The organism is Sorangiineae bacterium MSr12523, assembly GCA_037157775.1.
Classification (GTDB): Bacteria; Myxococcota_A; Polyangia; order Polyangiales; family Polyangiaceae; genus Pendulispora; species Pendulispora brunnea.
Window position 1 is genome coordinate 6124167 of record CP089982.1, and the last position, 26496, is coordinate 6150662.

Annotated in this window: 22 protein-coding genes; 7 read left to right on the forward strand and 15 right to left on the reverse strand. The window is 65.5% G+C overall.

The window, feature by feature from the left end; all coding sequences use genetic code 11:
• Positions 1-5: 5 nt before the first annotated feature.
• The 6 genes from LZC95_23515 to LZC95_23540 all read right to left on the reverse strand — a co-directional run bounded on the left by LZC95_23515 (position 6) and on the right by LZC95_23540 (position 7842).
• Positions 6-1409, reverse strand: a complete 1404-nt coding sequence (locus LZC95_23515) for an ATP-grasp domain-containing protein (protein WXA99770.1) — start codon at positions 1407-1409, stop codon at positions 6-8.
• A 14-nt stretch (positions 1410-1423) separates the two neighbouring features.
• The gene (locus tag LZC95_23520) at positions 1424-2050 is read right to left on the reverse strand and encodes a TetR/AcrR family transcriptional regulator (protein WXA99771.1); all 627 of its coding nucleotides are present in this window, start codon (positions 2048-2050) and stop codon (positions 1424-1426) included.
• Positions 2047-3891 (reverse strand): amidohydrolase family protein, encoded by a 1845-nt coding sequence (locus LZC95_23525; protein ID WXA99772.1) that lies wholly within the window; start codon positions 3889-3891, stop codon positions 2047-2049. The genes LZC95_23520 and LZC95_23525 overlap by 4 nt, the downstream gene beginning before the upstream one ends.
• 97 nt (positions 3892-3988) lie before the next feature.
• Positions 3989-4732: a TerB family tellurite resistance protein gene (locus LZC95_23530; GenBank protein ID WXA99773.1), complete on the reverse strand. Its 744-nt coding sequence runs from the start codon at positions 4730-4732 to the stop codon at positions 3989-3991.
• Between the two features lie 35 nt (positions 4733-4767).
• Positions 4768-5898: a DNA topoisomerase IV subunit A gene (locus tag LZC95_23535; GenBank protein WXA99774.1), complete on the reverse strand. Its 1131-nt coding sequence runs from the start codon at positions 5896-5898 to the stop codon at positions 4768-4770.
• A gap of 12 nt (positions 5899-5910) precedes the next feature.
• Positions 5911-7842, reverse strand: coding sequence for a DNA topoisomerase VI subunit B (locus LZC95_23540; protein WXA99775.1), 1932 nt, complete (start codon positions 7840-7842; stop codon positions 5911-5913).
• Between the two features lie 116 nt (positions 7843-7958).
• On the opposite strand from LZC95_23540, the gene LZC95_23545 reads away from it, so the two are divergent.
• The 4 genes from LZC95_23545 (at position 7959) to LZC95_23560 (ending at position 14709) form a co-directional block, all read left to right on the forward strand.
• A complete protein-coding gene (locus tag LZC95_23545) occupies positions 7959-9203 on the forward strand; it encodes an MFS transporter (protein WXA99776.1) in 1245 nt (414 codons plus the stop codon).
• An 87-nt stretch (positions 9204-9290) separates the two neighbouring features.
• Entirely contained in the window at positions 9291-10682 is a 1392-nt protein-coding gene (locus LZC95_23550) for a thioredoxin family protein (protein WXA99777.1), read from the forward strand.
• 201 nt (positions 10683-10883) lie between these two features.
• The gene (bamA, locus tag LZC95_23555; protein ID WXA99778.1) at positions 10884-13616 is read left to right on the forward strand and encodes an outer membrane protein assembly factor BamA; all 2733 of its coding nucleotides are present in this window, start codon (positions 10884-10886) and stop codon (positions 13614-13616) included.
• 55 nt (positions 13617-13671) lie between these two features.
• On the forward strand, positions 13672-14709 hold the full coding sequence (locus LZC95_23560; GenBank protein WXA99779.1) for a hypothetical protein: 1038 nt from the start codon (positions 13672-13674) through the stop codon (positions 14707-14709).
• On the opposite strand, the gene LZC95_23565 is transcribed toward LZC95_23560, so the two are convergent.
• From LZC95_23565 to LZC95_23590, 6 genes are all read right to left on the reverse strand, one after another.
• Positions 14706-16271 carry a caspase family protein gene (locus tag LZC95_23565; GenBank protein ID WXA99780.1) on the reverse strand — a complete coding sequence of 522 codons (1566 nt, stop codon included), beginning with the start codon at positions 16269-16271 and terminating at the stop codon, positions 14706-14708. The two genes, LZC95_23560 and LZC95_23565, sit on opposite strands and share 4 nt — an antisense overlap.
• Positions 16268-16900 carry a hypothetical protein gene (locus tag LZC95_23570; protein WXA99781.1) on the reverse strand — a complete coding sequence of 211 codons (633 nt, stop codon included), beginning with the start codon at positions 16898-16900 and terminating at the stop codon, positions 16268-16270. Before LZC95_23570 ends, LZC95_23565 begins: the two co-directional genes overlap by 4 nt.
• On the reverse strand, positions 16893-17423 hold the full coding sequence (locus LZC95_23575; protein ID WXA99782.1) for a sigma-70 family RNA polymerase sigma factor: 531 nt from the start codon (positions 17421-17423) through the stop codon (positions 16893-16895). Before LZC95_23575 ends, LZC95_23570 begins: the two co-directional genes overlap by 8 nt.
• A 21-nt stretch (positions 17424-17444) precedes the next feature.
• Complete coding sequence (locus LZC95_23580; GenBank protein WXA99783.1) at positions 17445-18059, reverse strand: hypothetical protein; 615 nt, start codon at positions 18057-18059, stop codon at positions 17445-17447.
• A gap of 16 nt (positions 18060-18075) precedes the next feature.
• The gene (locus LZC95_23585) at positions 18076-18702 is read right to left on the reverse strand and encodes a hypothetical protein (protein WXA99784.1); all 627 of its coding nucleotides are present in this window, start codon (positions 18700-18702) and stop codon (positions 18076-18078) included.
• A 69-nt stretch (positions 18703-18771) separates the two neighbouring features.
• On the reverse strand, positions 18772-19701 hold the full coding sequence (locus tag LZC95_23590) for a LysR family transcriptional regulator (GenBank protein WXA99785.1): 930 nt from the start codon (positions 19699-19701) through the stop codon (positions 18772-18774).
• A 66-nt stretch (positions 19702-19767) separates the two neighbouring features.
• Between LZC95_23590 and LZC95_23595 the strand changes: the two genes are divergently transcribed.
• The gene (locus tag LZC95_23595; GenBank protein ID WXA99786.1) at positions 19768-20652 is read left to right on the forward strand and encodes an NAD(P)H-binding protein; all 885 of its coding nucleotides are present in this window, start codon (positions 19768-19770) and stop codon (positions 20650-20652) included.
• Here LZC95_23595 and LZC95_23600 read toward each other — a convergent pair.
• Positions 20591-22321: an amidohydrolase gene (locus tag LZC95_23600; GenBank protein ID WXA99787.1), complete on the reverse strand. Its 1731-nt coding sequence runs from the start codon at positions 22319-22321 to the stop codon at positions 20591-20593. The genes LZC95_23595 and LZC95_23600 overlap by 62 nt on opposite strands.
• Positions 22322-22353: 32 nt before the next feature.
• On the opposite strand from LZC95_23600, the gene LZC95_23605 reads away from it, so the two are divergent.
• Positions 22354-22797: a hypothetical protein gene (locus tag LZC95_23605; GenBank protein WXA99788.1), complete on the forward strand. Its 444-nt coding sequence runs from the start codon at positions 22354-22356 to the stop codon at positions 22795-22797.
• 24 nt (positions 22798-22821) lie between these two features.
• Here the strand turns inward: LZC95_23605 and LZC95_23610 are convergent, their stop codons facing one another.
• Complete coding sequence (locus tag LZC95_23610; protein WXA99789.1) at positions 22822-23055, reverse strand: hypothetical protein; 234 nt, start codon at positions 23053-23055, stop codon at positions 22822-22824.
• Between the two features lie 76 nt (positions 23056-23131).
• Complete coding sequence (locus LZC95_23615) at positions 23132-23764, reverse strand: glutathione S-transferase family protein (protein WXA99790.1); 633 nt, start codon at positions 23762-23764, stop codon at positions 23132-23134.
• Positions 23765-23826: 62 nt separating this feature from the next.
• On the opposite strand from LZC95_23615, the gene gyrA reads away from it, so the two are divergent.
• Positions 23827-26496 carry a DNA gyrase subunit A gene (gene gyrA / locus LZC95_23620; protein ID WXA99791.1) on the forward strand — a complete coding sequence of 890 codons (2670 nt, stop codon included), beginning with the start codon at positions 23827-23829 and terminating at the stop codon, positions 26494-26496.

Below are 26496 nucleotides of genomic sequence, written 5' to 3' on the forward strand. Positions count from 1 at the left end.
CCTGTTCAAATTCTCTTGGCGAGCACCTCGGCGAGGGAGGTGTCGTAGCGGCCCGAGCGGAATTCGGGGCTCTCGAGGATGGCCTGGAGGAAGGCGACGTTGGTGACGCAGGGTGCGATTTTCGTCCCCGCGAGGGCGCGCGCCAGTTCGGCGATCGAGGCTTCGCGATCGGCGCCCCAGGCGACGACCTTGGCCACCATGGGATCGTAGAACGGCGTCACCTTCGAGCCGGCGGCCACGCCCGATTCGATGCGCAGGGCGCGCGTTTGGGCATCGCCCACGCCGCCGGCCCAGACCAATTCGTCGATGGCGCCCGGCTTGGGGATGAACCCCTTCTTCGGATCCTCGGCGTAGACGCGCACCTCGATGGAGTGCCCCTCGGGATGCACCCGCGATAGATCGGGCAGCGGCTCGCCCGCGGCGACGCGAAGCTGCAGCTCCACCAGATCGAGGCCGAGCACCATCTCCGTGACGGGGTGCTCGACCTGCAGGCGCGCATTCACCTCCAGGAAGAACAGATCGCCCGAGGCGTCCGCGATGAACTCGCACGTGCCCGCGCCCACGTAACCGACGCTCTTCACCACGCGGAGCGCCGCGTCGAAGAGATCCGCCCGGCGCTTTGCGCCTTCTTCGCCCTGGAAGAACGCCGCCGGCGAGGGCGACTCCTCGAGGATCTTCTGATGGCGCCGCTGCATGCTGCACTCGCGCTCGCCCAACGCGTACGCGTTGCCTTGTGCGTCGCAGAGCACCTGCACCTCGATGTGGCGCGGCTCCTGAACGTAGCGCTCCAAGTAGACCCGCGCGTCGGCGAAGGACGCCTTGCCGCGGTCCGAGCACGTCTTCAGCGCGCGCTCCATGCCGGCTTCCTCGCGCACGATCTGCATCCCGATGCCGCCGCCACCGCCGACGGCCTTCACGATCACCGGATAGCCCACGCGCCCGGCCACGGCCTTTGCCTCGGCCACGCCCTCGGGCGTGTCGATCGCGATGGGCTCGTCGGTGCCCGGCACGGGACGCGTCCCCGCCGCGAGGGCCACGTGGCGCGCCTTCATCTTGTCGCCAAAGGCGTCGAGCACCTCGGGCGAGGGACCGATGAAGGTCACGCCCCGCTCGGCCACGCGGCGCGCAAAGTCGGAGTTTTCGCTCAAAAAGCCGTAGCCCGGATGCACGGCCCGCGCGCCAGTCTTCTCGATGGCGGCGAGCAACGCATCGCGATTCAAATACGAATCTTTGGGCGGGGGCGGGCCCAAGAGCACCGCCTCGTCGGCCTCGTGCACGTGCGGCGCGTTGGCATCGGCCTCCGAGTGCACGGCCACCGTCTTGATACCTAGACGGCGGCAGGTTCGAATAACGCGGCGCGCAATCTCACCGCGATTCGCAATGAGAACTTTCTCGAAAAGGGCGGACATGCCGCCGCGTTCTATCAGGCGCGCCGCTGCTGCAAAAGCTCGATCAGGCCGACGAGAAGCGACATGCGGCGCTCTTCCAGCTCGGGATGCGGCAGAACCACGCGAGCCAAGGACTCGCCGTCGAAAACGTGCACCAACGTGAAGAGAAGCGTCTCGAACAGGTCCTCCGGGATGGAGTCGATGCCCGGAAGGCGCGACGCCGTCGTGCGGATCGATGCGTAATACCGGCGGATCGTCGGCTCGAGCGCCGTTCGAAGCGGCGCATCCGTGCGTGCCGCCACCAGAAGCTCGTACCACACCGAATTGATCGGCGTGCGGCAGGCATCGCGCAGCATGCGCATCGCGGCATGCAGCGACGGCTCCTCGTGCGGCGCCTGCCAGAAACGCCGCTCGAACTCGGCAATCTGGCGGCGGGCCACTTCCTCCGCCGCGGCGAGGATCAATTCGAGCATCGACGGGAAGTGACGAAAGAGCCCGCCATGCGAAACGCCGGAGCGGCGGCAGACCTCTTTCACGGACGTGGCGGCATAGCCGACCTCGCGCAACGAATCGATGGTCGCCTCCACCAACTTCGCCATCGTGCTTTCACGCCGCTCACGCTGACTGCGACGGACCTTTGGCAATGTCATCTCTTCGCTCATGCTGCGCACTCGCCTCCGCTGGTGACCTCGTTGGTGCCCGACTGCTCGCGTGAACTGCCGGACGTGGCCGTGGCCGCGTCCGTGCTGCGCTCGCCGACACGAAGAAAAGAGCCCGTACGCAGGGTCTCCCCGTAGCCTGCGAGAAATTGCCCATTCTGATACACGACACGGCCCGCGACGAGGGTGGCCCTCACCGCGGCATCGCTTCGGTTCACCATGCGCGAGAGCCCGCCGTACTCCGGCACCGGCGCCTCGTAATACGCGTCCACGCTGGCATCGAGGCCCGCGGGATCGAGCACGACGACATCGGCGCGATCGCCTTTGCGCAACGTGCCCGCGTGAATACCGTACCAGCCACCGAGCTCGCCGGTGAGCCGGTGAACGGCGCGCTCCAAGGTCATGAACGGCGTTCCCCCATCGATGGCTGCCTTCACCCGGCGTAGCATGCGAATGGGGAAATTGTAAAAGGCCATATTGCGAAGATGGGCACCCGAATCGGCAAATCCCATTTGCACGGCCGAATCGGCAGCCAATCGGTCGAGCACCGGCGTGCGATGATTGGCAATCGTGGTTCGCCACCGAACCTTGGTCCCATATTGAACGACCAAATCGAGAAACGCGTCCACCGGGTGAATTCCGCGCTCGTCGGCCACCTGCCCGAAGGATTTGCCCACCACCGACCCATCGGGGCACGCCACGATGTGCGCATCGTGGAAATCACGTTGCCACACGCGCGGGGTGAATTTCGCTTCGTAATCGCGACGGAATTCGCGGCGGTACTTCGGATCGGTCAATAGCTGATTGCGTTCCACTTCCTCTTGGAGGTGCAAGGCTGCGCGTCCGGCGCCGAATTCCTCGAAGACGACCAAGTCGATGCCATCGGCGTACACCTCGAAGGGCACCGGCAGATGCTGCCAGCGGAAGTCCGCTCCCGTGAAGCGATTGATGAAGCGCGCCACCGCGCAGAGTGCACGCACCAAAAAGGGACTCGATTTGGCGTCGGCGGCGGTGAGAAGCGTCGTTTTGAGCGCCTTGCGTCCGAAGAGCGCCATGCTCTCCCAGAGAAAGCGCACCGCGTTCACCTTCGTGGTGATGTTCGGCGCGCTCTGGAGAACGCGCCCGGTGGCGCGCAGGATGCGATTGAACCTCTGGTATTCGTTCCAGTGGGCGAACGTCGAGGGCAGCGATTTGGAGCGATACCGCTCACCATCGAGCTTGTCCCACGGATTGGTCATCGTGGAGAGCCCGAGGAATCCCTGTGAAAGCGCGTCGTCGAGCATCTGCTCCATCCGGCGCATCTCGTCCTCGGTGGGCTTCTCGTTCGGATCGACGGAGCGCCCCAGGCCCATCACGGTCGCGCGCATGTCCGAGTGCCCGAGGAACGCCGCCACGTTGGGGCCGAGCGGCATCGACTCGAGAAAGCGCACGTAGTCGCCCGCGGTCTGCCAGGACTTGTGGCGCTCGAGCAGCGCGAGCACGTACTCGCGCGGCACCGCCTCGACGCGGCTGAAGAGGTCCGCGCAATCGAGCGCGGAGGAGTGCACCGTCCCGATGGAGCAGCTTCCGAGGAAGACGCTGGTCACGCCATGGCGAACGGATTCGCGCAGGCCCGGCGCGGCGAGGATCTCCGCGTCGTAGTGCGTGTGGATGTCGACGAAGCCAGGCAGCACCCACTTTCCCTCGGCCTCGATGATCTCGGGACAGCCCTCTTCGGGGAGCGGCACCGAAGACACGGCTGCGATGCGTCCCTGGCGAATGCCGAGATGGCGCACGGCGGAGGGTGCCCCCGTCCCGTCGAACCAGCGGCCATTGCGAATGATGACGTCGTACGCGGTCTCCATTGGCCAACCTCTCGTTGCCGGATGGTAACGAGATAGAGACCGCTCGCAATCTTTTTATCAGCGCAAACGTTTCACCACGCTGAAATTTCTCGCAAATTCAGTCCGCTTCGTCTTCCAGCGCCCGGCTGGAGAGGCTGATCGCGCCCTCTTCCACGGCCGACTGAACGATGACGGTGGCCTGCTCTTCCGAGTAGCCGAGCATTTTCCCGAGCTTGGCCAGCATCGTTTTTTCCGAGGGAAGCTGCACCCCATCGGCGTGGGTGATGATCGCGGCATTGGTGAGCAAGAGCTCGCGATCCTCCGCGCCGAGGTGCTCCAGCGCCATGTCCGTGTCGAGCTTTCGCTCGCTGCGCACGAAGGCCGTGAGCTCTTTGCGCTGCTCGGGGGTGACGGCATACCCGGAGATGACCTGATCGACGATTTCGAGCTCCGCCGGATCGGCATTTCCATCGACCCAAACAACGGCGGCCAGCGCGCGGATGACATCGCGTTCGCGGTTCGTCAGAGGACGCGGACGCGAGCGGCTCGGTGGGTTGACGCTAGGCGGAGGCGGCGGAATGGACGCGCCGCGCTTGGCGGTCACGTTGTCCAATGCGGCCGCCGCCGTCGCCGATTTCACCGTGTCCTCGACGCGCTCGATGCGGATCTCCACCCCTTCGTTCCGCAGTTGATCGGCCACGAACTGATGAACCCCCGCCAGATCGGCACAGGAAAGGCGCGCCATGAGCTCGCCCCCGACGAAGCGATGGCACTCGACGACCTCGGCGCGCGCGCCAATCACATCGAGCAGCTCCTCCTGACGCTCCGGTACCGCGGTGATGAAGACGAACGCCGTCACCATGATGACCTCCAGCCTCCATTATGCGGCAGAAGGCTTTACTGAAGGAAATCTTTGTCCCGCAGTTTCTTCGGAATGTACTCCTCGGTGATGAAGGAAATGCTCTTCGTGAGAAGGGCGTCGACCTCCATCTTGAAGCCGTTTTTCAGCAGCTCCTGGATCTCACGCTGCCACTTCTTGTCCTTGAACCAGGGGTACGCCTTCATCTGCTCGGCGCGGGAAATGTCTTCCTTGGAGAGCTTGATCTCCACCGCCTTGGGCAGGGTGAACTTCTTGTAGTCGAACGAGCTCATGCCCAAGAAGCGAACGCCCGGGACGGCCATGCGCATTGATTCGTAGGCCAGGTTGATCGAGCCCTGCTTGAGGACCGAGTAGATGTAGAGCCCCCACGGATCGTTATCGACGAGGACGTAAATGGGCAATTTCAGCTCGGTGGCCATGCGTTGCAGTAGCCGGCGCGACCCGCGGGCGGCCTGGCCCTCGGTGGTCATGAGGATGCACTTGTGCTTCTCCCAGAAGCGATCCTCGTTGAGGCGGTGCCAGACGGCTTGCTTCTCGACGCAGAGGATGAACTCGGCCTTGTTGCGCACGAAACGGAGCTGATCGTCCTCGCAGATGCTCGGGATCCCCCACCCTCCGCGGCCCATGCGCGTCAAATCGATCTCGTCGCCCGCGTCGTTGACGACGAGCGAGCCCACGACGAGGCCGCGCTTGTTGGCGAAGAGATGAAGCTCCTCGCGCAGCGCGTCGATGCCCACCTCGAGGTCCTCGATGATGGGATCGCTCTCGCTCTGGTCCTCGAAGGTGTTCTCCGAGCTGCCCTGGAGCGTGTGCTTCGTCATGTAGAACATCTGACGAATGCTGACCGTCTTGCCCTCGTCGATCAGCGTCTTGCAGCCGCGCGCGATGAGGAAGGTCTGCATGAACTTGCGGGCCATCGCGGTGTTGAAAAACTCGCGCGATTGCGTCTTCTGACCCAGCTCGATGATGCGCTTTTTCTCGTTGAAGGAGACGTTGGACAGCGCCCGCATGCGGATGGATAGCGCGGGGTTCTCCTTCTTTTCGACGGTGCGTACCGCGGCTTGAGCGAGCTGCTCGATCTTGCGGAGCGTACGAACGTCCTTGTCGGATGCCTTGGGCTTGGTCGTGGCTTTCTTCGCGGCGGCCATGGGTTGTTCTCCTTAGACCTGGGTCCGTAGCTCGGGTTTCGTGCGCTTCTTCGGCAGCGGGGCGCCCTTCTTGGGCGGGGGCGGCGGTGCCTTCTTCGTCGGGGGCGCCTTGGCCGGGGGCGGCGGGGGCGCTTTCTTCGCGCTCGCGCTCCCCTTCTTGGCGGCGGCAGCGGCCTTCGGAGGCGCCGGCGGGGGCTCACTTCCACTGGCCGGCGGGGGCGGCTCGCTCGGGGCGGGAGAGCCTTCTCCGTCGGGCTTTTCCGGCTGCTCCTGCACGATGCGCACGAAGTTCGGCAGGGCGGAGTAGAAGGACTGCTGCACGGCGTCCTTCGGCTTCGAAAGGATCGCCCCGATGGCCTCGGCCACCTCGGGAATGTAGCGCTGGAAAAGGTGCAGACGCTTTTGCTCGCTGACCGCGCGCTCGCGGGCACGCAGGTGCGCCCCCAGCTTGCGGCCGCACTCCTGCACGGCGAGCTTCATCTCGCGAAGCAGCTCGTCGTAGTGCGCGACGGCTTCCTTCGCCTCGCTGGTGAAGGGCACCCAGACGCTCGCCAGGTGCACCACGACCGCCAAGGGGCCGAGCGGCAAGGCGCCGCGGGGCTGCTGCAGCTCGTACGAGCGCCAGTTCGTATCGTAAATGGCCTCGCTGATGGCGCAGGCCTTGGGCTGGTACTGCAAGGGCACGCGGTTGGCGAAGCGCATGACGTCCGCGGGATCGTCCGTCGGAAGCTCGCCGCCGTAGGCGAGGCCGACCTCCACCACGAACGGGTTGCCGCGGTAAACCGAGGGCGGGCGCGTCGTCGACACGTAGAAATCCGCCTTGAAGCGGCGTTTCAGGCCCTCGATGAGGAGCTCCTCGCCGATGGGCACGACGCACGAGGCCGACGGCGCCTTGACCTTCACCTCGCCCAGCGCCTTGTGCAGGCGATCCACGTCGTCGCCTACGATACTGGCCGCCGACGTCTTCGGCTTCACCTTGGCGAGCTCGCACACTTGATCGGCCAGGGCCGGGCTGATGCGCGAAAAGTCGTCGATGAGCACCTGCTTCACCGACTTGCCCGGTGAATCGTGCAGCATGCGCAGGAGCATTCCCAGCTCGACACCGTGCGGGTGCGGCTTGATCTCCTCGGCCTCGCGCGGCAGCTCGTTGGCCACGCGCGGGAACGAGAGCACCTCGCCTTTGGGCGGGTGGTACGTCAGCCCGAGGTGCGGGTTGGCCACCACGGTTTGCTCGAGGTAAGCCTCCACGCCGGTGCGCCCGCCGCGGTAAGCCGCCACCAGCTCGATTTCGACGCGGGTGCCGTGCTCCTTGTCCCACTCGACGATTTCGTCCTTGAGGACGTCGGGGTGGTTGCGCTTCGTGTCGATGCGCAGCTCGATGCGGTGGGCCGGACGGCCCTTGCCGATCTTCGAGATGATGACCACCGGGCGGCCCGTGGTGAGCTGGCCGTAGAGGCCCGCGGCGCTGATGCCGATGCCCTGCTGCCCGCGCGATTGCTTTAGACGGTGGAACTTCGACCCATATAAGAGCTTCGCGAAGATCTTCGCGATCTGCGGTTTGACGATGCCCGGGCCGTTGTCCTCGATGGAGACGCGAAAGCGCGATGCTCCGGAGGCGTTCGTGGGGTTGCCCACCTCCTTCACCTCGACGATGAGGTCCGGCAAGATGCCGGCTTCCTCGCAAGCGTCGAGCGAGTTGTCCACGGCCTCTTTGACGGTGGTGAGCAGCGCCTTGGCGGGATTGTCGAAGCCGAGGAGGTGGCGATTCTTCGTAAAGAATTCGCTGACCGAAATCTCGCGCTGGCGCGAGGCCATGGTCTCGGCGGTGGCCCTTCGCGCGGGGCGAGTGCCAGATCCAGATGCGGCTGCAGATGCGGCTTCCTCGACGGCGGGGGTCTCTTCGGATTCGATCCGCTCGCTGGCTTTGGCGGCTCTTTTCGGCATAGGTGATAACTCCCGAAGGCGGGGCGCCTAAGGCGATCCCGATCCAGGGAGCGGACGTAGCTCGTGGGTTGAACAAATGTCAAGCTCGTGGCCCTTGACCGGGATAGCCTGCTGACGTGATCCGGCGACCGCTCGTCATTCTGATCCTGCTTACCGGGCTGAATCTCCTCAACTACCTGGACCGCTACGTCCTCTCGGCGGTGCTGCCGAAGATCGAGGCGGAGCTCGCATTGACGAAGCTCGTCGAGGGCACAGCGGCCACCGTGTTTCTCGTGGGTTATTTCGCGACGAGCCCGATGTTTGGCGTGCTGGGCGACCGGGGACGGCGCACGCGGCTCATGGCCCTCGGGGTCGCCGTGTGGAGCCTTGCGACCCTTTGGACGGGGTTTGCGGCGGGAAAATGGTCGCTGCTCGCCTCGCGTGCCTTCGTGGGCATCGGCGAGGCCAGCTACGCGACCATCGCGCCCACGATCATCGACGACCTCGCCCCGCCCGAGAAGCGCGGGCGATGGCTCTCCGTGTTTTACACGGCGATGCCGATTGGCTCGGCGCTCGGGTACCTCACGGGTGGCTTCGTCGAACATGCCTTCGGGTGGCGCGCAGCGTTCTTCGTCGCGGGCGGGCCGGGGCTTTTGCTCGCTCTTCTCTGCCTGGCGGTCGTCGAGCCGGAACGCCGCGCCGTGGCCAAGGCCAAGGAGCCGATGCTCACGGCCATGCGCGATCTTTATCCGCGACGCACCTACCGGCGCGCGGTGCTCGGTTATGCGGCGTACACGTTTGCCATCGGCGGGCTTGCCTTTTGGGCACCAACGTTCCTCTACGAGACGTTCCACCTCGACTTGAAAACGGCGAATTTCCGCTTCGGAATGGTGACCGTGGTGGGCGGGGCGATCGGCACCGTGATCGGTGGTTTCCTCGGGGACAAAGCCGCAAAGCAGGATCGCGGCGAGAGCCATCCGGACCAAAATGCTTCGCTCGGGTACCTCTCCGTCTGCGCATGGAGCACGGCCCTGGGCGCACCGCTCACGGCCCTTTGTTTCGTTGCGGACTCGGCGGGAACGTTCTTCGCCGTGGCCCTGGCATGCGAAATTGCTCTGTTCGTGTCGCAATCGCCGGTCAACGCGGCGCTCCTGCGAAGCGTGCCCGAGGAGCGCCGCGCTAGCGCTATGGCCCTGAGCATCTTCGCGATTCATCTGTTCGGGGACCTCTGGTCGCCCCCTCTCATCGGAGCACTTGCGGATCAGCTCCCCATGCGTGCGGCGATGTTTCTCATTACGGCTGGGTTCGCCATCGGCGCGATCATCTGGTTCGTGCCAGGCAAGCCGCTGAAAAAGCAAGCAAATCCCGCCAGTGCAAATTGACTCCGGTCCTGGCTCGCGTAGAGTGCGGCACTGTTTACCCGCGCACCCTGCTTCGTCACGCGCCTGCCACGAACGGAGAATCATCCTATGCGACACGTTGTCTTTCTTGCCGCGACCGTCCTTGGCTTCGTCACAGCAGGCTGCGGGCACCAGTCTTCTTCAGCCTCATCGACACCGGCAACCCAACAGACCACCGCGGCCTCGGCCAGAGCGAAAGACGCCCCCCTCCCCTTCATCGAGGACGATTATCCGCGGGCGTTGGCCGAGGCCAAAGCGAAGAACAAGCCGCTCTTCGTCGATGGCTGGGCAACGTGGTGCCACTCGTGCCTCAGTCTGAAAAGCTACGTGCTGACCGCGCCCGAGATGCGCGCCCAGGCCGACAATTTCGTCTGGCTCTCGGTGGATAGCGAGAAGGACCAGAACGCGCCGTTCTTCCAGAAATTCGGACTCAGCGTCCTGCCGACGTTGTGGGTCATCGATCCGCAGACCGAGCAGATCTCGTGGAAGCTGGCCGGCGCACTCACCGCACCGGAGCTCGCCGCCGCGCTCGATGGCGTGCGGAAGAAAGACGGAAATGCGAACGAGGCCGAATCGCTCTTTGCCGAGGGCGTTCGCGCCGATGCGCACAAAGATCCCGCAGGCGCTGCGCGGCTTTACGAGAAGGCGCTCGCAGCCTCGCCGCGCACGTGGAACCATCGCGCGGAGGCGGTGGCGGCGTACGTGACCGATCTTTCGACGATCAAGCAGGCCGAACGATGCGCCGAGGTGGCCGACCACGAGGCGCACACGCTTCCCATGGGCTCGTACCGCGTGAACGCGGCCGTGATCGGTGCGGGGTGCGCGCAGGATCAACCGCAGGGCTCGCCCGCACATGCGCACCTCGCGCCGCTCGTCAAAGAGCTGACGGACATCGTGCATACGAAGGCGAAGATCCTCGCGGACGATCGCTCGGGAGCCTTCGACGAGCTCATTTCGGCGCTCAAGTCCGAGGGAAAAAAGGACGTGGCCAAGCAGATGGCCGCCGAATGGGCCGCCTTCCTCGAGGGCGAGGCGCAGCGTGCGCCCGACGCCAAGGGCCGAGCGGTCTTCGACGCCCACCGCCTGCTCGCCTACCTCGAGCTCGGCGATCCGGCGCGGGCCATTCCCATGTTTTCGCAGACCGAACGCGACTTTCCGGATGACTACAACCCGCCGGCGCGCCTTTCTCGCACGTATTTCGAGTTGAAACGCTACGACGAGGCCCTCGACGCGGCCTCCCGCGCCATCTCCAAGTCGTATGGCCCGCGCAAACTGCGGCTCTATCAGCTCAAAGCCGATATTGCGGCGGCCAAAAAGGACAGTGCCGCCGAGCGCCAGGCCCTGGACGAAGCCCTGCAATTCGCCTCCACGCTTTCGCTGCGCGACGGGTACGAAAAGCTTCGCGCCCAACTCGCCGAACGCCGCGCGAAGCTCGGAAGCGGCGCGACGGCGCAGCGCTAGAGACCAGCACTAGGACCGCTGACGGACGGCCGAGCAGAAAAGTCGCCGGCGTGGGAATGAAAATCGTCGACGTGTAAAAGGCGTTGGGGAGCGCGACGCGCGGTTGACCTCCTAGGCTTTGCTGCGCTACGAGCGTGTCAACTTCTCCCTTCTCAACCTCCCCTTTCCGTCCCTCCCAGCCGCCTTGCTCACCAGCTCTTGATGCGCTCGATCTCCGTTCGTACCGTCGATGCGCCTTCGCGGCGTGGGCAGCGATGCCGCGGTGTCTTCTTCATCGCCCTGTTCGCGTTCGGCGCGACGTTGGCGATGCTTCTCACGGGTAGCCTTTCCTCCGTCGCATGGGCGCAGGCAACTCCCGCTTCGCAAGCGAAGCCTGGGGCAGGTCCGGCTTCGCAACCGAAGCCTGGGGCAGGTCCGGCGCCGGATGCAGGGGCACCGCCCGCTGCTTCGACGACCACGCCCGCTCCGGATGCCGGCGCCGCCGACCCCAACGCGCCCGCCGCACCCGCGACCGAGGCGCTGGGCCCCACCATTCGCATCCCGCAGACCGAGGGTGACAAGGCCGAGGGCTACAACATCGTTGCCATCGAGGTGAGCGGCAACCGCAAGACCACGAAGGACGAGGTCCTCTCGTACTTGAAGGAGAAGATTGGCCAGCCCTTCAAGATGGAGACGCTCACCGGCGACGTGCGCGCCCTCTGGGATGCGGGCTTCTTCGACGACGTCGAAGTCGACCTCACCCGCGGCGACCGCGGCGTCACCTTGCGCTTCCTCGTGCGCGAGCGGCCGAACATCAAGGCCATCGAGTTCTCGGGCAACGACGAAATCGAGACCGACAAGCTGACCGAGGGCATCGAGGTCAAGGCGAACACGATCCTCAGCGTTCCGGCCGTGCGCCGCAGCGTCCAGAAGATCAAGGACATGTACCAGGAGAAGGGGTACTTCCTCGCCGACGTCGACTTCACCATCGATTCGCAGCGCGAAAACGAGGTGATCGTCAAGTTCAAGATCGTCGAGCACCAGCAGGTCACCGTTCGGCGCATCACCTTCATCGGCAACGAGAACGTCCCCGAGAGCGAATTGCGCGAGGTGATGCAGACGGGCCAAGGCTCGCTCTTCTCCTTCGGATCGGGCGGTCCGTACCGGCAGGACATGTTCGAGCGCGACGTGCTCATGATGAGCGCGCTCTATTACGACAAGGGCTACATGAACGTGCAGATCGGTACTCCGCGCGTCATGCTCACGCCCGACCGCGAAGGCATCGAGATCACGCTGGTGATCCACGAGGGTCCGCGCTTCAAGATTCGGCAGCTCCGCGTGTTCGAACGCGACGCCGACGGCAACGAGGTCGAGCCGCTCGGCGGCCGCCGCGCCCTGCGCCAATTGATCCGCGCCCATAGCGGCGACTGGTTCAACCGCGCCGAGGTGGTGAAGGACCTGCAGGCCGTGCGCACGCTTTACCGCGACGCGGGCTACTACAGCGTGGAGGCCGATCCGGAAACGGAGCTCGACAGCGTCAAGCGCGAGGTCGACATCGTCATCCCGATCAAGCGCGGCCCGCTCACCCGCATCGAGCGCATCGAAATCAAGGGCAACACCAAGACGCGCGACAAGGTGCTCCGCCGTGAGATGGAGGTCCAGGAGGGGCAGCTCTACTCGGAGACCAAGCTCGAGACCTCGAAGAAGCGCATCACCGCCCTCGGCTACTTCGAGCGCGTCGACGTCACGCCGGAAATCGGCTCGGCGCCGGATCGCGTGACGATCTACTTCGAGATCGCCGAGCGTGCGACCGGCACGTTCCAGGTGGGCGCCGGCTTCAGCTCGGTGGAGAACTTCATCGCCACCGCGCAGATCCAACAGGCGAACCTGTTCGGAAACGGGCAATCGCTCGCCTTGCAGGCCCAGATTTCGAGCTTGCGGCAGATCGTCAGCGTCCGCTTCTTCGAGCCGTACTTCCTCAACTCGGACTGGTCGATGAGCACGGAGCTGTTCAATCAGCTGTACGTGTTCAGCGACTTCTCGCGAAGCTCGAACGGTGCGTCGCTGACCTACGGCTACGCGCTGGTGCAGCCATGGCTGCGTCTGTCGCTGACCGGCACGGTGCAGTACGACAAGGTCAACACGCAGAATACGACGACGTTCTTCGGCAGCACCTCGAGCGTCATCAACACGTTCCCTCGCCTGCCGCTGGCCAATCTGTTCAACGACGGCCGCACGATTTCGCTCCGCCCCTCCATCGCGTACGACACCCGCGACAACCGGCTCTTTCCGACGTCGGGTATCTACGTGAACCTGTCGACGGAGTTCGCCAACGACGCGTTGGGCAGCGAAGTCCAGTACCTGCGCCACCGCCTCTCGGGGCAATTCTATTACAACCTGGGTGGCAGCACCGGGCAGCCGGGCTCCGGCTTCGTGCTCAAGCTGCGAACGGAGCTGGGGTACATCACCAGCCCGAGTTCCGCCGGCGTGCCGATTTACCAGCGCTTCTTCCTCGGCGGCATTCTGGACATGCGCGGGTACCGCTTGAGAACCATCGGTACGCGTCTACCGCTGAACCAGACGCTCGACCCGAATGCGACGCCGATCCCCAATGGCGCGAACATCGGCGGTAACTTGCAGGCGTATTCGAACTTGGAGCTCGAATTCCCGATCATCGACAAAGTCGGTATTCGCGGCGTCGTCTTCTACGACATGGGCAATGCGTGGAACACGGAGGATCAGTTCTGCAAGACCACGCCGGCCCCGCAGTTCCCGGGCGTGGTGAGCCCGTGCTTCTCCGCCTCGAGCCTGCTCAAGCTGCGCACCAGCACCGGCTTCGGTATCCGCTGGTTCTCGCCCCTCGGTCCGCTGCGGTTCGAGTGGGGCTTCCCGCTCTACCGAATCTTCAACGAAGAGTCGTCGGTGTTCGAGTTCACCATCGGCAACTTCTTCTGACGGATTTTTCGCCGGCGCGGTTTACATCCTTCGGGGCTCGTCCGTCTTCGTAGGTATGGTTCGACGATGGTGGATGGGCCTCGCGGCATGCGCCGTGGCCGGATGTGGATCGGGTGCGGAAGACGCTTCGAGTTCGCGTGAACGAATCACCGAATCGCCCCGCGCGCGGGTGGCGGAGTTGGCCGGGGAAACGGCGACCTTCGAAACGGTGGCGATCGAGCCGTTCGCGGGGTCGCCGTTCACGAACGACGTGGTTCGCCTTCGCGACGTTCCCGAGGACGTGAAGCCGGATGCGAGCGGCTGCTACTGCTTCGCGGAAACGGACGCGCGGTTTGCGTATGCGCACACGTACGTGCACGCAACGCGGGCGCTGCGTTCGTACAATGCGCGGCTCGCCGAGATAGGGCTCGCACCGGTGAAGGACGTGCCCATTTCCCTCGTGAAGGCCAATGCCGGAATGCCCACGACGGGAAGCCTCGGCGAGCGGAACGGGACCGTATTCGTGGAGGTCACCACGAGCAGCCCGGTCGTGGATACCGGTGTGCTGGTTCACGAGATCGGGCACATCATTCATCGAAAAATCGCGGGCAGCGATGCGGGCACCTCGAGCATTCCGCTGGGCATCACGGAGCTGGCGCCCAATTTGCTGGCCGCCCTCGAGCTGCGCATCACGCGGTTTGCCGAGTATGCGTGGATGGACGCAGCCATCGATCTCACGCGCGAGCTGCATTGCCCCGACCGGATCCTGCGCGATGCGGATCTGTTCCAATCGCAGATCGATGCGCCGCGGTTTGCCGCAGCCTTTCCGGTTTGGGTGGGAGCGTTGCGCGAGGAGCTCCAGACGCACCCGGAGCAGTACCAAGCGCCCGATGAATACAGCAACAGTGCCCTCGTCGTCGGGCCGATGCTCGCCACGGCGCCGGCGTGTGGATACGCTGCTCTGCAGCGTGTTGCGCTCGAAGCGCTGCACGACGTTCGGACGAGCGGGACCATGGGTGCGTTGAGCCAACGCCTCGTGGCGCATGCTCGAACGGAGTGTCCGGCGGGCGCCGATGCGCTCGAAGAAAGGCTGCGCGCCCGCGGGGTGCTTTAGAAATCCGCGCCGAGCATCGGGCTTGCGGCGCCGTGAAGGAGAATTTGGCGCGTGCCATCGAGGGTCGCCACGTTCGCGGTGCCTTGGATGCGCAGCCCGCACCAAAGGCGTGTGCCCAACGACCAGCGCGTGAAGGCGTGGAGTTCGACGCCGGGGGCAACGGTCTGCTGGGATATCTCGGCGGAGTAGCCGCCGCGGGCCAGGAGATCCGCATCGGGTCTTTGCAGCGTGCGATCGTAGTACGAGACGACGGGGCCGCCGCCGAGACGAAACGATGCGGATCCTGTGCGCCATTCGCGCTCGAGGGCCACGCCCGCCTCCCATCGACGCGACGTCTCCGTCGCCCGCTCCGCATCGCGCGAGGAAAACACGAGCCCCACGTGGGCGCTCCAAGTCCACTCGTCGCCGCGGTACGCGTACTGGACGATGGGACCATGGCCGAAAGGCGCGAGATGACCCACGGCCACCCCGTAGCCGACCCCCACTTCGTGCGCGTGAAAACGCAGGGTGCCACCCTTGGCAGCGAGGGATTCCTCGGTGAATGGGCGAAAGTCCGGGTCGCGCAAATCGCGGGTTTCGCCGGCCGCGAGGAGCAGTTCCGCCGCGCCCGCGCGGCCCGATGCTCGGCGATGCACGATGTAGCGCCCGGCGGGAAGCGCCAGGGAAATCGCGCGATCGTCCTGCCCCCACGCTTCCGAGAGAACCGTGCGTGAGCCCACGGCATAGACGACGTACGAGACATTGCCCTCCCGCGGCAGCACGAGGCGCGCATTGGTGGCCGAGGTCCGCGTGAGTACGAGGGGCGCCGATTCGCGAAGGTCGAGGGCAAGGCTCGGTCGCTGCGGAATGCGGGAGCTGTTCGCGGTGCGAAACACCGTCTGATCGTAGGCAAAGGCAAAGGACTCCGACAGCGTCACCCGGCCATCGCCGTTGGCATCGGCCGCGCCGTTCAGGCCCGTGGCCCAGTAATGCGTGAAGACGGCACCGCCGAGGGCATCCGACTCCTGCGCGGCCTCGCCGTCGGACGACGCATGAATCCACACGGCGCCGGATGCCGACCGCATTTCGTCCACGTTCACCACGAACGCCGGCTCGAGCACGCCACCTTTTTCGCGAACGGCGTCGCTCGAGCGGCATGCGTCCGTGATCACCACGCGCAACCGCGCGGGGATTTTTCCGAGTTGCGCCGCAAGATCGGTGAACGGGACCGTCTCGCGGCCGAAGTGCATCGCGCGACCGTCACCGTGTCCGCTGAAGTAAAAGAAGAGCGTCACCTCGTCGGGCCGATGGGTGCGTGCCATCGTGTCGGCGCGGGCCAAGGCCGCGGTGAGGTCGGCCGCCGTTGGATTGGCAAGGACGATCGCGGCTTCCGCGGCCACGCCGCCGCGCGAACGCAGCACGTCGCGAACGCGCGCGGCATCGTCGCGCGTGTGCTTCAGCGGCCTCTCGTCGCCCCGGCCCTCGGAATGACCGACGGCCACCAGGATCCGAACCGGTTCGGCACGGGCCTGCGCGGCGCACGCTGCGATGAGCACTCCGGCGAGCACCGCAGGCAACCTCACGGCGCAGGATCCCGCTCGAGCACGATGCTCGCAGCCGCGCTGGGCTCGTGGGCCCGCGCATGGGCGATATCGCCGGGCGTCCCCACGAGGGCACGACCTTCGAGCCCCTCGCGGTCGACGCGCACCGACGATGGACTCAAGTGCGTCCCTGGGTCCACGTCCGCGGGCGGCTGCATCGGGAGCCACTCGCCCTTCGTCGTCAGAATGCCGGCTTCCAGCGTGCGACGCTCGGGTGTCGCAAACTCGAGAAGCAACCGGTCCCCTGCCCTGACCCGACACCGCCCCGAAATGCGCTCCTGGCCCCCCTCGCGATCGCGGATGATCGAAAACGCCACGCCCCCTTTGAGCCGATCCTCCTGGGCCGGTCCCCGAAGGAGCAACACGAGCCCCGCGGCCAATGCCAGCGGCGCCGCGATGAAGGCCAGCCGCAGCGGCTTCCGCCGTGGACGTCGAAGCTTCGCCACGTACTCGGCGCCGGAAGACGTGGCCTTCATCGCACCCGCGAGCGCATCCACGTGCAGTCTACATGCATCGCACCTTTCGAGGTGGGCGCGGACCTCCGGCATGTCCTCGCCGGATGCCACGCTTTCCAGGGCGAGCGCGCTCGGATGCTCGGTTTCGTCAGGCATGCTGCTCCTCGCCTCGCAAAAAGACGCTGGCCCGCTCCCGCAGCGCCTTCACGCGCTTGTTGATGGTCACCCGCGACAATCCTAGCTCACCCGCCGCTTCCTCCTGCGTCAGTCGGTCGACGAAGACGAGAATCGCGATGCGCGCATCGTCCTCTCCGAGCTCGCCGAGCAGCTTCACGACCGCATCGCGTCCCTCGACATCGACACCGGGCGCGGGCCCCACACGATCTTCGCCGACGTGGTGGATCGACTCGTGCTGCCCACGCGCACGGCGCGTTCGCAGCCGATCGATGGCCAGATTGTCGAAGACGCGATAGAGCCAGCGCAGTGGCGCTTGCGCCTCCCGCAGGGCGCCCCCCGATTGCATCAATTTGAGAAAACCATCGTGCAACACGTCCTGCGCCAGCGATTCGTCGCGAAGCAGCACGCGCAGGCGGCGAATCAAGAGAAATGAGTACTTCTCGTAGAGCATCGCCAGCTCCGTATCGGACAGGCCGCCGCTCACCGAATCAGCGTATGCCATGCTGTAGGTCGGGAGAAGCCATCACTCGAACGCGGGATTTCGGGAAAGCTGCAGGGTAATTGGCGTCTCGAGAGGAACGATTGCGCCCTTCTCGCACGAGACACCAGGGTACGGGTGCGAGCAGTCGTTCTCCCTCGCTATCAACAAATTGAAACCAAGCTGCGCGCCCGGAAGCGCCGACTGCACGGCGGCCAATTCGTCGGCGTGGGCGAAGTACAGAAATCGCACACGGGCTGCCACGCCCAGGAGCCGATCGACGGCGGCATCGTAGCGATGGTCGCCGTTCACGTCCTCGTAGGCCGCGATTTCCGCTGCGAACATGTGCGCGATCACGCCATCGAGCTCTTGCAGCAAGTCGGCCTCCGCGGGTGGCGGCTCGTGGAAGAAGAGGGAGAACGCTGCCGGAAATCCCACCGAGACGGCCACGTCATTGCCAACGATGATCGTTTTGTCGGCACGGAACCAAACCGCCATCACGCGAAAGGACTCCGGCCGCTCGAGCACGACCTGATCCGAGCCTTGAACGGTCCCGTGAATGCCGACCAGCGGCGGCGGTTCCCGGGTCATGTCGTCACCGCACGCGATGGACGCGAGCAAGGTCAACACCAGCAAAAGTGGAACAACGCGATAAGCCAAGCCAAGCATCCTTTCCTCAAGGATTGAAGACACCACGAAGTCCGAGGGAAAGCCAACCGTGCAAGGCCGCGTCCTCGATATCGATATGCCCGTCCGTGGAGCTATTCCCGCCACCGAACCGCGCGAGGGACATGCCCACGAAGGGCCCGATGCCAACATGGGAAGATAGGCGGTAATCACCGCCGACTTGGAGGTGCGCATATTCGGGCCCGCCAAGGTCGAAGGTGGCGCGGCCGCTCGGGCCGTTGGCGCGAATGTGCGCAAATTCTGCCCCCGCGCCAAGCCCTATCCAGATTTGCGTCGATTGGCCCTGCGATACATAGAAACGTGCGTCGACGCCAAAACGGTAATCGTTGGCCGAGCAGTCGAGCTCCTGGCAAATGCGGCCCGACATGATGCCGTAAGCATATTGAAAATAGCCTCCCACGTAGATGCGCGGATGGATGCGATATCCAGCGCCGAGCCCGATGGGCAGCGCGCCAGCCCAAAACGCGTTGAGCGGAGATTTTCCATCCAACGAGCCCACTGGCACGGCGTATCCGGTGCGCACGTCCAATTCGAATCCATGATCGCGGGGCATGTCCTCCGCGGCCCTGGCGTGCGCAGCCAGGGTGAACGCGGCCACGCCGGCCAGCGCTCTCACACGTCTTAAGTTCGTCATATCCAGAGGACGGGTGAGCTCCGAAATATGTAAAGGGGGGGCGTACGAAATCTAGGAAACGGAAAGAGGGCGCTGGCGCAGGATCTCCACGACGATGTCGCGAAAGGCGGTCAGCTTGGGCGGCACGTGCTTGTGGCCCGGGTGCACGAGGTAGACGCGGCTCGTGTGGGTGACCCAGCGGGGCATCAGGCGCACCAAGGTGCCGTTGGCCACTTCCACGTCGCCGAGAAAGGTCGGGATGGCACCGAAGCCCGCCCCCGCCTTGAGCGCCTCGCGCGCGAAGGACATGTCGTCGCACACGACGCGCGGTTCCGAGGTGATGCGCGTTTTCGGCGGCAAGTCGCTCAAGGACCATTCTCCGGCGTCGGTGACCTGCAGGTGGCGCGCACCGCGGTACGAGACCCAATCGTGGGAGAGAAGATCGCTCGGCGCGCGCGGGGTGCCCCGGCGCGCGAGGTAGGCGGGCGATGCGTAGAGTTGGAGCGTGATGGTGCCTACCCTGCGAACGACCAGGCTCGAGTCGCGCATTTTTCGAGGGCTGACGCGCAGGGCGAGGTCCACGCGGTCGCGCACCAAGTTCACGACGCTGTTCGAGAGGTACACCTCCACCCGCGCCCCGCGGTAGCGCGACGTAAAACGCGCGACGGCCTCCGCGAGCACCGTCGTTCCGAGATCCACCGTGGAGGTCACCCGCAAGGTGCCCGAGGGCTCCTCCTCGCGCTCGGGAAGCTCCGCCAGGGAATTCTCCAGTGCCGAAAGCGACGGAGCGAGGCGCTCGTAGAGCGACACGCCTGCGGTGGTCGTGGACACCTGGCGCGTGGTCCGCTGGAACAAACGGACACCGAGCGATGCCTCCAGCGACGAGATCGCGCGGCTCACCGTCGAACGGGGCGCATCGAGGCGGGCCGCGGCACCGGAGAAGCTTCCCGTCTCGTGCACGGCCACGAAGGCGCGGACCAGGTTCAAATCGATTGTTCCCATGGTGCACCACAGAAAGCAGATTTTGGCGCATTGTACCATGCCCGCAACGACCCAAAGATTGGGCGTATGACAACGTCAGCTCTTCTCGTGACCGGCGCGTCCGGTCAGCTCGGGCGCCAGGTTCTCGATGATCTTCTCGCCCGCAAGGTTCAAGGTCCCATCATCGCCACCACCCGCAACCCCGAGCACCTCGCCGCCTATGCGGCCAAGGGCATCGAGGTTCGCCAGGCCGACTTCGAGGGCGATCCCGCCGCGTTGGCCAAGGCGTTCGCCGGTGCATCCCGCGCGCTGCTCATCAGCACCGATGCCCTCGACAAGCCGGGTCGCCGGCTGGCGCAACACGTGGCGGCGCTGAAGGCCTTCGAGGCGGCAGGCGTGCAGCACGTGGTCTACACGTCGCTCACGAACCCGTACGTCGAATCGCCGATTCTGCTGGCCCCCGATCATCGTCAAACCGAGGCAGCGCTTGCGGCCTCGCGTCTCGGATTCACGGTTCTGCGGAACAACGTCTACATCGATCTGCTCCTCGGGTCGCTCCCGCGCGTCCTCGCCTCGGGGAAACTCGTCGATGCGCGCGGCACCGGCGCCACCGGGTTCGTCACCCGTCACGATTGCGCCCTCGCCGCATCCGCCGCACTGAGCGCGCCCTTCACGGGCCGCCGCACCCTCGAGATCACGGGCCCTGCGGCCGTGACGAGTGCCCAAGTCGCCACGTGGCTCGGCGAGCTGTCGGGCAAGGCGGTGCAGCACATTTCGGTAACGACCGAGGCGTTGACCGCGGCGCTCGTCGAACATGGCCTGCCGGCACCGCTCGCGGCGGTGATCGCGTCGTTCGATGTGGCCATCGCCAAGGGCGATCTCGCGGTGGTGACCTCCGCGGTGAAGGAGCTTACGGGCCGCGATCCGCAGACGGTTCGCGATTTTCTCGCGGCGCAGAAGCTCGCGAGCTGATCTGCCCGAAGGCGACGTCGCCCCCGAGCACCGTGGCCCGCACGCGTACCGACTTCAGATCGGACGCGAGCGGGCCGTCGAGCACCACGATGTCGGCGCGCTTGCCCGCTTCCAGGGTCCCGCATCGATCGAGCGCGCCGCAAGCTTCGGCGGAGGTGCGCGTGTACATCGTCAGGGCCTCGTCCAGAGCGATGCGCTGCTCGGGCTCGTTCACGTGCCCGCGAAGGGTGCGACGGTGCACGGCGGAGCGGATGCCGTCGAGCGGATCGAAGCTCGCCACAGGGTAGTCCGAGCTGCCCGCGACCTTGATCTTCGCGTCGAGCAGCCAGCGCAAGGCCGTGTTGGCGATGCCCGGGATGCGCGCGGCCGTGCCCATCGCGGGCAGCGCGAGGAAGTGCGGCTGCGCGACGACCAGCACGCCGGCATTGGCCATGCGCGCAACGAGCGGCCGCGAAAGGAACACGGCGTGCTCGATGCGCGGGGCACGGATGCGGGACACGGCGCTACCCGTGGCCTCGTAGGCCGACACGGCGATGTCGATGGCGTCGTTGCCAATGGCATGCGTCGCCACGGCAAAACCGCGCTCGGTGGCGGCCCGGATCACCGCGCGGGCTTCTTCCCGTCGGTAAATGTTGATGCCCGTGCGAACCCCGTCGCGGCCGAAACGGAGTCGGGCCGAGCTCATCGTCCTCATCGAATCGAACGAGCGCTGTCGCAGCCCCATGGCCAGCGTGTTCACCACCGCACCGGCCATCTGCCGCCAGCCGACGCACATGGCGCAGACGGGCGCGCCGTCGAAGATCAACTTGAGCGCGCCCACCGTGAGCAGCCCCTCTTCCTCACCGGTCACCGGCCCCTCGAGCACGTCCCACGGCGCCTCGAACGTGCCCCGCGCGGAGACGGGCATCATCACGGTCGGCACTCGAAGGAAGCCACGCCGCGCGGCCTCTCGATAGAGCACCATCAGGTCCGCAGGCACGGCCGCATCGGCAATGCGCGTGATACCCGCCGCCAAAAGCGCGTCGTGGTGTTGCGCCAGGCGCGCGAAGAAGTCATTGGCCTGCTCCGGGGTGTGGTTTGCGCGCGCCGCGATCTCGACACGGCTCATGCCGCGCTCGATGAGCAAGCCATCGGGCAACCCGTCGGGGCCGCGCGAAATGAGCCCGCCCGACGGATCCGGCGTGTGCTTGTCGATCCCTGCCGCCTCGAGCGCGCGGCTGTTGGCCAGGGCGCGATGGCAACTGTAGTGAAACGCCAACAGCGGCCGATCGGGCACGGCGTCGTCGAGCTCCCGCCGCGTCGGCGCGCGCCGCTCGGCGAGCAACGCCTCATCCCACTCCGAGGCGACGAGCCACGCGCCCGGCGGCAGCTGCGCGGAGGCCGCTGAGAGCGCCCGCTGCAGATCGGCGATGGTGCACACGCCCGGGGGCCGCAGCCGCACGCCGCCATCCATGAGCGTGGCCAAGAAGGCATGGTGGTGCGCATCCACGAAGCCCGGCAGAACGGTCGCGCCGCCCGCATCCCATACCGTCGCCTCGGGGCCCGCAACCTCCGCGCGCGTTCCCACCGCGACGATTTTCCCATCGCGCCACGCCACCGCTTCCGCGCGGCGACCCGAAGCATCCATCGTGCGAACGTCGGCGTTCTGAATCACGTGTAGGGCAGTCATGCGATGCGTCAATGATAGAATGAAACGCCGCCATGGGAACGCTCACCGTTCGCGTCGATCGCGCCGTTCGCCTCGTTGCATTGGCAACATTTGCCCTGTCCACCGCGTCGTGCGCACGGGCCGCCCCGCCGGCACCCGCCCCGACGACGACCACGGCCGGCAGCGATCAGGCCATCCTGCTGACGATTTTCCTACGCCACGACCAGACGAAGACGCTGGCGCAAATCAAAGAGCACCTCGCCAAGACCGAATTCACGCAGAATTTCCCCCCGCCCGGCGTGGAAGTCGTCTCGTGGTACGTGATGATGGGCATCGGCCAAGTCGTCACGTTGCGCGTCCCGCCCGACAAGCTTCGCGAGGTCAATCTGGCCTGCGAGCAACGAGCCTGGGGCGCCTACCGCACCGAGTTTTTCCCCACCTACGACTATCGGCCGATCTTCGAGGCCGATCGGCAAAAGCTGCAAGTCGGCAAGTAAACCCCCCCAAGGTTTGCCACGAACTCAGTCGAGGCAGCAGATATCGGAGCCACACTCGATTTTGCCCGCTTTGTACACGTTCTGGCACGTGCTCTCGGCGGCGCACGCACCACCAATCGTGGTGCACGGCCAGTTGTGTTTCACTTCGGTGCCGGTCTGCTCGACGCCGGGAGCGTTCTCGCCCGTGGAATCCTCGGGCGAGGCGCTACAGGCGGCGAGGGCCAACACGGCAAACAGCATGCAGGTAAGCTTTTTCATGGGGAAACTCCTTGTGGCAGAGCTTGCACCATAATCCAGCCTCCCATTCGACCGCAAGGTCGGTATCCAAGGAACATTACCCCGCCATTGAACGGGCGAATGCCGGCCGCGCCATACAGCGCCCGACCCAATCCGTTGCGCGCGGCCCCATGGGCAAGCCCGCCATGCGCAGGCCGAACGCGGCGTTGCCTGCAACCGTCACGTCCGCGAGCGAGAACGCGTCGCCCAAGATGTACGCGCGGTTCTCCAGCCGTGCCTCGAGAAGCGCGGCATTTTGTTCCCATTCCTTGCGCGCTTGCTCGGCGATCCAGCCCACGCGCCTTTCGGGCGGAAGCAACCCCGGAAAGTGCGACGCGTCCGCGTGGAGCGCGAAATGGCGCGCGCCCTGGACCAGTTCCACCAAGCCCCACACGGACCACGAATACGCCTCGGCGCGCACGGACGAATCGGCCTTGGGCCAGAGTCCTTTTTCGACGCCGTATCGTTCGCCAAGATGGAAAAGAATGGCTAGATTCTCGAAGATCTTCGCCTCGCCATCCACGAGCGCGGGCACCTTGCCATTGGGGTTGATCTTCAAGTACTCCGGCTTCTTTTGATCGCCGGCTCGCAGATCGAGCTTGACCTTTTCGAACGGAATCCCGAGCTCTTCGAGCGCCCAAAATGCGCGCGTCGCCGAACTCATGGGTGCGTAATACAAGGTGATTGCCATATCGCTCTCCTCGTCGTCATGGGTACCGAAACGGCGGGAGAAATAGTAGGAAGAAAGCCCAAATGTCGAACGACGACATCCCGACGACCAACATGAATCAGCGCGTCCCGGTCTCCATCCAGGACGAGATGCGCACGAGCTACCTCGACTACGCGATGAGCGTCATCATCGGGCGCGCCATCCCGGACGCGCGCGATGGGCTGAAGCCCGTCCACCGGCGGATTTTGTACTCGATGTACGAGCAAAAAATCCTCCCCGGCGGCGCGCACCGCAAGAGCGCCACCGTGGTCGGAGACGTGCTCGGTAAGTACCACCCGCACGGCGACGCCAGCGTCTACGACGCCATGGTGCGCCTCGCGCAGGATTTTTCCATGCGCTACATGCTGGTCGACGGCCAGGGCAACTTCGGTTCGGTCGACGGCGACCCGCCGGCCGCCTACCGATACACGGAAGCGCGCCTGTCGCGCATCTCGATGGAGCTCCTTGCGGACATCGAGAAGGAGTGCGTCGACTTCTCCCCCAACTTCGACGACCGCCTGGAGGAGCCGAACGTCCTCCCCGCGCGCATCCCCAACCTGCTCATCAACGGCTCGGGCGGTATCGCGGTCGGCATGGCCACCAACGTCCCGCCGCACAACCTGGGCGAGGTCGTGGACGCGACCATCCATTTGATCCGCAACCCGCAGGCCCCCATCGAAGAGCTGATGCGCTTCATCCCCGGGCCGGACTTCCCCACGGCGGGCCTGATTTACGGGCGCACCGGCATCGAGCAGGCACAGCGCACGGGCCGCGGATCCATCGTGATGCGCGCCCGCATGAACATCGAAAAAGCACCGGGCAAGGGCGAGCGCGAGCTCATCGTGGTCAACGAGATCCCCTACCAGGTGAACAAGGCGCGCGTGCACGCCAAGATCGGCGAGCTGATTCGCGAGAAGAAGATCGAAGGCATCAGCGAGGTGCGCGACGAGTCCGATCGCGATGGCATTCGCCTGGTCATCGAGTTGAAGAAGGACGTCGTCCCCCAGGTGATGATCAACCAGCTTTACCGGATGACCGACCTGCAGACGAGCTTCGGCGTCATCAACCTGGCCATCGTGGCCGGGCGCCCCGCGGTGCTCAATTTGAAGGAGACGCTGGCCGTCTTCGTCGAACACCGCCGCGACGTCGTCACCCGCCGCACGCGCTTCGAGCTGCGCCAGGCGGAGGCCGCGCGCGAAATCGTCGAGGGCCTCGGCATGGCCGTGACGGACGTGGACAAGGTCATCAAGACCATCCGCGCCGCACGCGATTCCGAGCAGGCCAAGGCGGATCTTCTCAAGCTGCCGCTCGTGGGCCTCGAGGCGTTCGTGCGCCGCGCGGGCCGGCCCGAGTCGGAAATCGAGTCGGCGAAGGCCCGCGGCGAGTACTTCCTCTCCGAGCGCCAGGCCAAGGCCATCCTCGAGATGCGCCTGTCGCGTTTGACGGGCCTCGAACAGGAGAAGCTGGCCGCCGAGTACGGGGAGCTGTGCAACACCATCGCGCGCCTCTCCGCGATTTTGGCGGATGAGAAGCTGCTCTTCGACGTCATCGTCATGGAGCTGGAAGAGATCCGCACGAAGTACGCCGACAAGCGCCGCACGGAAATCGTGGCCAGCGACGCGGACATCCAGGACGAGGACCTGATCCAAGAAGAGGACATGGTCGTCACCATTTCCCACGCGGGCTACATCAAGCGGACGAGCACCAGCACGTACCGCGCACAGCGCCGCGGCGGAAAGGGCAAGATCGGCATGGAGGCGCGGGACGAGGACTGGGTCACCCAGCTCTTCGTGGCCTCGACCCACGCCTACGTCTTCTTCTTCTCCGACAAGGGCAAGGTCTACGTCAAAAAGGTGTACGAGATCCCCCTCGCCGCGCGCAATGCGAAGGGCCGCGCGATCATCAACTTCGTCGGCATGGAGCAAGGCGAGAAGGTCGCCGCCATCGTCGAGGTGCCGAAGATCGAAGAGGGCAAGTTCGTGGTCACGTTGACCCGCCGAGGACAGATCAAGAAGAGCGAGCTGACGGACTTCGAGAACTTCCGCGAGAAGGGCATCATCGGCGTGAAGATCGAGGGCGACGATCAGCTGCTCTCGGCCGCGCTCACCGACGGGGAGCGCGAGTTCATCATCGCGACCAAGCAGGGTATGTCGATCCGCTTCGACGAGAAGCAGGTGCGTGCAACGGGGCGCGCCACGATGGGCGTGAAGGCCATCGAGTTGGTCGACGACGACGCCGTGGTGGGCATGGGCGTGACGCAGCCCGATCGCCCGTACGTGCTCGCGGTTTGCGAGAAGGGCTACGGCAAGCGCACGAACATCGAGGAGTTCCGTTCGCAGAACCGCGGCGGCAAGGGCATCATCCTGATCGACGCGAGCGAGCGTAACGGCCCGGTGGTCGACATCACGCTGGTCAAGCAGGGCGACGAGGTGATGCTCATCACGGATCGCGGCCAGATGCTGCGCACCAAGGTGGACGAGATCCGCGAGACGGGCCGCAACGCCCAGGGCGTGCGCATCATGAGCGTCGACGGCGAAGAGCGCGTCGTCGGTCTGGAGCGACTCGAAGAGAGCTCCGCCGATGAAAGTGCGGAAGGCGGCAGCATGCTTCCGCCCGCACCGGACGGCGGCGGCGAACCTCCCAGCCAAAATGGCGGCGAGAACGGCAGCCCCGACGGCGACGGCGGCGCCCCGCCCGCATCGACGTTGAACTGA